The sequence below is a fragment of the Deltaproteobacteria bacterium genome, assembly GCA_013151915.1.
Classification (GTDB): Bacteria; BMS3Abin14; BMS3Abin14; order BMS3Abin14; family BMS3Abin14; genus BMS3ABIN14.
In genome coordinates this window covers 22,956-29,379 of record JAADHJ010000058.1, presented here as the reverse complement: position 1 = coordinate 29,379, position 6,424 = coordinate 22,956, and the positions used below count along the sequence as shown (strand labels likewise).

The following is a 6,424-nucleotide window of genomic DNA, read 5'->3' as shown; positions in this document are numbered from 1 at the left end:
GGGGGGCGCCCCTACCTCTCCTTTTCAATCCCGACTCTCGACGGGGGGATGGGGGATTTCTCCATGGAGCTTCTTCCTGAGTTCTTCCAGGCGTTCTGCAATAACGCCGGGGCCAACATGCACATCAAGGTCGATTCGGGACGCAACCGCCACCATATGGCCGAGGCGATATATAAGGCTTTCTCCAAAACCCTGGACCAGGCAGTCGGTGTTGACCCGAGGGTTAAAGGGGTTCCGTCCACCAAGGGGATGTTGATTGAAACGTGAGGGCGGAACCTGGAACCCGGGAAACAATGAGCGATGATCAATATCAATGATAATAAGCCCACCGTAGTGGTGGTGGATTATGGGATGGGAAATCTCCACTCCGCCCAAAAAGGGTTGGAGAAAGCCGGGGTTCATGCTGTAGTTTCCGGCGATCCCGGGGTTGTGGCTGCGGCCGACGGGGTTGTCCTGCCGGGCGTCGGAGCCTTCAGGGACTGCATGGCAAATCTGTCCCAGGCACGGCTTGTAGATTCGATTTACGACACAATCGCCGACGGCAGGCCCTTCCTCGGAATCTGCCTGGGAATGCAGCTTTTAATGACGGTGAGCGAGGAGTTCGGCATCCACGGTGGAATGGATATTATTCGGGGCCGGGTGGTCCGATTTCCCCACGAGCGTGCACTCAAAGTCCCGCACATGGGGTGGAACCGGGTCCAGCTCACCAGGGAGATTCCCCTTTTTGATGGTATACCGGATGGATCCTTCTTCTACTTCGTCCACTCCTATTACGTGGTTCCTGAACAGGGCGAAGTTGTAGCGGGCCTTACGGACTATGGGGTAAAGTTCTGCTCGGTTATCGTTCAGAATAATGTTTTTGCAACCCAGTTTCACCCCGAGAAAAGTCAGCCGTGGGGCCTGAAGATCCTCGAGAACTTCGGGCGCGTAGTTGCCGGCTGGAAGGAGGACTGAATGCTTATCCTGCCGGCAATTGATCTTAAGGGCGGCAAGTGTGTCCGTCTTTACAAAGGTGAGATGGATACGGCCAAGATTTATTCTGAATTGCCTGAGGAGATGGCCTTGAAATGGCAATCCCAGGGAGCCAGGATGATCCACGTTGTGGACCTGGACGGCGCCGTCGCCGGGGAGCCCAGAAATCTGGGAGCCATCGCCCGCATCCTGCAAACCGTTGATGTGCCCATAGAACTTGGTGGTGGAATCCGTTCCCGGGAGGTGGTGGACAACTATCTTCAGTTGGGGGTGGATAGGGTTGTCCTTGGCACGGTGGCCCACAAGAACAGGGATCTCGTGCGCGAACTCTGTCTTTCCTATCCGGGGCGGATCGCAGTGGGAATCGATGCCAGGGGCGGTTACGTGGCGGTGCAGGGTTGGCAGGAGGTCACAGAGAAGAGCGCAATGTCAATGGCCCGTGAGTTGGAGGAATCCGGAGTCAGCCATCTCATCTACACTGATATCGAGAGAGATGGTGCTATGACGGGACCCAACCTGGATGCGACCGAGGCCTTGGCCACGGCCATCGGGATTCCCGTTGTCCTGTCCGGCGGCATGCATACCCCGGAGGATGTCGTTCGAGTAGCGGACCTTGAGGGTAAGGGAGTCAAGGGCGTCATACTTGGCAGGTCCCTTTACGAGGGCACCATTGACCTTGCCGAGGCAATTAAAGAGGTTCAAAGGGAGGGCGACACCCTGTGACGAAAGCAGGAGACGGGCTTGCAAAAAGGATCATACCCTGCCTGGACGTGACGGATGGCCGGGTCGTAAAAGGGGTCCGGTTCGTCAACCTCGTGGATGCAGGCGATCCTGTCGAGATCGCTTCCTTTTACAACGAACAGGGGGCCGATGAGGTCACGTTCCTCGATATCACAGCCTCGTCCGATAGAAGGGAGATCCTTCTGGACATCGTAAAAAGGACGGCCGAATCTGTCTTCATCCCCTTGACGGTGGGAGGCGGGGTCAGAAACCTGGGAAACATCAGGGAGCTGTTAAGGGCGGGCGCGGACAAGGTGAGCATCAACACGGCGGCTGTTTCTACACCTGAATTCGTCAAGGAGGCCAGCCTGAGGTTTGGTTCGCAGTGTATCGTTGTGGCGATTGATGCCAAGCGGGTGGGAGGGACAAGGTGGTCCCCCAAGTGGGAGATCTACACCCACGGAGGAAGGAATCCTACGGGGATAGATGCCCTGGAATGGGCCAGGCGGATGGAAGAATATGGCGCCGGCGAAATCCTGCTGACGAGCATGGACAGGGACGGCACCAAGGACGGTTATGATATCCCCTTGACGAAAACCATCGCCACCTCCGTCTCAATTCCCGTCATCGCTTCCGGCGGCGTCGGAAACCTGGAACACATGTACGAAGGGTTGGCGGATGGGTGCGCCAGTGCCGTGTTGGCGGCATCGATCTTCCATTTCCGGGAGTTCACCGTTCCGGAAGCCAAGGACTACCTGCATTCCCGCGGTATTACTGTGAGGCTTTGAAGGAGGCGGATGTTGAAAGTTGATCTTTCGCAGCTCAAATTCGATTCAAGCGGGCTGATCCCGGCAATCGTCCAGGACCACTCCAACGGTGAGGTTCTCATGGTGGCCTACATGAACCGGGAAGCGCTCGTAAAAACCCTGGAAACCGGGCTTGCCCACTATTTTTCCCGTTCCCGGCAGAAGCTATGGCAGAAGGGGGAGTCCTCGGGTCATGTGCAGAAGGTCCAGGAGATCCTTTACGATTGCGATGGGGACGCCCTGGTCGTCAAGGCCGACCAGAAAGTCGCTGCCTGTCATACGGGCCACCGTTCCTGTTTCTATCGGGCCCTGGGTGGTAACGAAGATATCGCCCATACCATATTCGACGAAAAAGAGATTTATGACGGCAGGGAAGAGCGGGAAATCCTTGATCGTCTTTACGCCGTTATCGTGGACAGGAAAAGAAACCCCAGGGAAGATTCATATACCTCCTCCCTGCTCTCCAAGGATGTGGAGGCAATTGGAAAGAAGGTGCTGGAGGAGAGTCTCGAGCTTATTCTGGCGGCAACGGCCGGCGACCGTGGAAATGTCGTAAGGGAGACGGCGGACCTGATCTACCACACATGGGTCCTCCTTGCGGCGGTCTCGGTGCGGCCGGAAGAGGTACGAAAAGAACTTGCCGGGAGGTTCGGGACGGGGGGGCTTGCGGAAAAAGCCGCCAGGTAACAGGAGGTAATCCATGCTCGACTGTATTTTCTGCAAGATAGCCGGTGGAAAGATACCGGCAAAGGTGGTTCATGAGGACGATGAACTCATTGCCTTTGAGGATATCAGCCCGAAGGCCCCTGTTCACGTTTTGATTGTGCCGAAGAAACACCTGGCGACCCTGAACGACGCCGGAGAGGAACACGGCGTCCTGCTGGGACGGATGACACTTCTCGCAGCCGGAATCGCCCGGGATAGGGGCGTTGCAAAAGGGGGATACCGTGTTCTGATCAACTGCAACCCTGATGGCGGACAGGAGGTGTTTCATCTCCACATGCACATGCTGGGCGGCAAGAGATTGAGCGGCATGGGCTGAAAAAGAGCCGGTATGGTCGATAAAGCTCTTGAAAACTTATTGAAACTTGGTTAAACTGCATGGCTTGATTACAATCCCAATATGGGAAGGAGGGTTGTTTATGCCTGGTGTAAGGGTCAGGGACAATGAAAGCTTCGAGGGTGCCCTTCGCCGTTTTAAGAAACAGTGCGAAAAATCAGGAATCCTTTCTGAGATTCGAAGGCGGGAATACTACGAGAAGCCCAGCGTGCAGAAAAAGCGCAAGATGATCGCCGCGCGAAAAAAGATGGTCAAGACGACAAAAAGGCGATTTCGCTGAGTAATGCTTCAGGAAACAATTAGACAGTACCTTACAGTACCTTAAAAATTCTATGAAGGCGAAGGACGGGGCGAAAGTTTCCGTCCTTCGCTTTCCGTTTACGACCCTATCAACGAAGAACAGAGACATTCTTGCCGGATAAGGGATGGTTTCAGGCGTCCCGTCCAATTCCCAAAAAGGCTGCATCAACTTTGTCGCCGGTAGGTTCCATGGACGATCATGCCCTGAAAGTACTTGAGTATAAAGATCTCCTGTCCTACCTCGCCGGGTGTGCGCATTCCGAACCCGGTTCCCATCTGGCCCTGCGTCTTTTACCCCACCTTGACAAACAGAGCGCCGCCGCCGATCTGTCGCTTACCCGGGAGATCCTCCATCTTCTCGATATCGGCGACATAAATCTTTCGGGGGTTCGAAACACGGCCCCGATTCTGGATCGCCTCCGGGCCGAAGGATCCGTGCTCGGCCCGGATGACCTCATGATCCTTCTGAACAACCAGAAGGCGGTTGGTTCAGCCAGCCAAACCGTACGCGAGTTTGCGGGCGATCTCCCAGGGCTGTCTTCCCTGGTTCAGGGTATGGTTTCCTTTTCGGAGTGGGAACGGTGGGTGGACCGATCCTTCACTCAAAGCGGGGAGATGCTGGATAATGCCGGTTCGGAACTTGCCCGGGCCAGGCGTGAGTTGCGATCTGCCAGGGATACCATTATCGGGAAACTCGAGACGTTCAAGACCGAAGACCGTATGGCGAAGGTCATCCGTGATGATTATATGACCATCAGGAACGGCCGCTACGTTCTACCTGTAAAACCTGAATACCACCGCGCATTCCAGGGTGTAATTCAGAGCAGGTCCCAGAGCGGCCAGACCCTTTTTGTCGAACCCCTTTTCGCCGTGGATCTGAACAACCGGCTGGCCGGCGCCAAGATGAGAGAGGATGAGGAAATACACAGGGTCCTTGCACGGATGAGTGCGGACGCCAGAGGGTTTAGAGAATCCATGGTCTCCAACCTCGAACTTCTCGCCCGGTTGGATCTTGCCCTTGCAAAAGGGCGCCTGGGACGCAAGCTGGACGGGACCATCCCTCAGTTGGATGATGAGACGGACCTTGTAGAGGCCAGGCACCCCCTCCTGGTATTGAATCCCGACACAGAATGCGTTCCGATAAGCCTGGGGATCGGCGGCGCGTCAACAGCCCTGGTGATAACCGGTCCTAACACCGGAGGAAAAACAATAACCCTCAAGACCATCGGGCTGCTGACCCTTATGGCTCAATCTGGAATCCCGGTCCCTGTCGCAGAAGGAACCCGGATGAGGGTTTTCTCCCGGGTGTTTGCCGATATAGGTGATGAGCAGAGCCTGTCACAGAACCTGAGCACGTTTTCGGCCCATATAAAAGTGGTATCGCAGATTCTTTCCCATGCCGATCACGACACCCTTGTCCTTCTCGATGAACTTGGCGCCGGAACCGATCCCCAGGAGGGGTCCGCTCTCGGCATGGCGCTTTTAGAGGCGCTCGGTAAGAAAAGGACGTGTGTCGTGGTAACCACCCACCACAATCTCCTGAAGGAGTTTGCCTACAGGGCTTCCTATGCGAAAAACGCGTCGACGGTATTTGATGCCGAGAGCCTCCAACCGACATTTCAGATAAAGATTGGGCTTCCCGGCAGAAGCCATGCGCTGAAGATAGCCGGACGGCTTGGAGTGGATCAGAAGATCATAACCAGGGCTCAGGAGATCATGGGCACAGGCGCCGTGAGGGCCGATGAACTGCTGGGGCGGTTGAGCGAGGAGGTGGACAGGGAAGCGAAGGCCAGGGCATCGGCCGAGCGGATCATGGCACGGCTCGAGGCTGAAAAAGACAGGTTCCGGATTCGCCGGGAAGGGGCGAAGGAGAACATAAAAAAGATCCAGGAGGAAGCGCGAAAAGATGCGTCGGCTTTCATACGGGATCTGGCAAGGCAGGGCAAGGAGCTTTTAAAGGGGTTAAAAGATGATCCGGGTACGGGCGGAAGAGAGTTTCCAGAGAGGATACGTGAGATGAAATCGGAAGTAATGAACCGGCTGCCGCCCCCGGCAATAAGGATGTCATCCGGAAAGCCCGTGTCCGTTGGCGGCAGGATAGAGGTAATACCACTGGGTATTCAGGCGCAGGTGACGGCCCTTCTCCCCGGGGGGAAAGAGGCCGAGGTCCTGTCAGGCGGAATACGGATGAGGGTTCCCCTCCAACGGCTTTCCACGCTGGAGGACGGAGGGGACGAACCATCATCCGGGACGGACCGGCCTGCCATTATCGGCTACGAGGGTGAAGGGAGCCTGCCGGTGGAACTGAATCTTCTCGGATTTACCGTTGAAGAGGCTTTAGAATCGGTGGACAGGGTGCTGGACCGTTCACTGATGGAGCCTGGATACCAGCTGAGGATAATCCACGGCAAGGGATCGGGAGCACTTCGTAAGGCCATCACGGAGAGCCTGCGGGATGATCCGAGGGTCCTGAAGTTCGAATCCGCGCCACAAGAGGCGGGTGGCGCAGGTGTCACGGTAGTGGAACTGAAACAATGATGACTTTGCAAAAAGTCATCATTTGGAC

Annotated in this window: 8 protein-coding genes; all 8 read left to right on the top strand. The window is 56.0% G+C overall.

The genetic code is table 11. The features are described 5' to 3' along the window. On the top strand, positions 1-267 hold a 267-nt coding region (gene hisB, locus GXP52_10385), incomplete at its 5' end, for an imidazoleglycerol-phosphate dehydratase (protein ID NOY87689.1). Between the two features lie 33 nt (positions 268-300). Continuing rightward, entirely contained in the window at positions 301-954 is a 654-nt protein-coding gene (gene hisH / locus GXP52_10380) for an imidazole glycerol phosphate synthase subunit HisH (GenBank protein NOY87688.1), read from the top strand. Next, positions 955-1,695 (top strand): 1-(5-phosphoribosyl)-5-[(5-phosphoribosylamino)methylideneamino]imidazole-4-carboxamide isomerase, encoded by a 741-nt coding sequence (hisA, locus tag GXP52_10375; protein ID NOY87687.1) that lies wholly within the window; start codon positions 955-957, stop codon positions 1,693-1,695. Next, a complete protein-coding gene (hisF, locus tag GXP52_10370; protein NOY87686.1) occupies positions 1,692-2,480 on the top strand; it encodes an imidazole glycerol phosphate synthase subunit HisF in 789 nt (262 codons plus the stop codon). The genes hisA and hisF overlap by 4 nt, the downstream gene beginning before the upstream one ends. Positions 2,481-2,492: 12 nt before the next feature. Beyond that, positions 2,493-3,185: a bifunctional phosphoribosyl-AMP cyclohydrolase/phosphoribosyl-ATP diphosphatase HisIE gene (locus GXP52_10365; protein ID NOY87685.1), complete on the top strand. Its 693-nt coding sequence runs from the start codon at positions 2,493-2,495 to the stop codon at positions 3,183-3,185. A 13-nt stretch (positions 3,186-3,198) separates the two neighbouring features. Further along, entirely contained in the window at positions 3,199-3,540 is a 342-nt protein-coding gene (locus tag GXP52_10360) for a histidine triad nucleotide-binding protein (GenBank protein NOY87684.1), read from the top strand. 100 nt (positions 3,541-3,640) lie between these two features. Beyond that, positions 3,641-3,838, top strand: coding sequence for a 30S ribosomal protein S21 (locus GXP52_10355; protein NOY87683.1), 198 nt, complete (start codon positions 3,641-3,643; stop codon positions 3,836-3,838). A gap of 209 nt (positions 3,839-4,047) precedes the next feature. Beyond that, positions 4,048-6,396 (top strand): endonuclease MutS2, encoded by a 2,349-nt coding sequence (locus GXP52_10350; protein ID NOY87682.1) that lies wholly within the window; start codon positions 4,048-4,050, stop codon positions 6,394-6,396. Positions 6,397-6,424 lie beyond the last annotated feature (28 nt).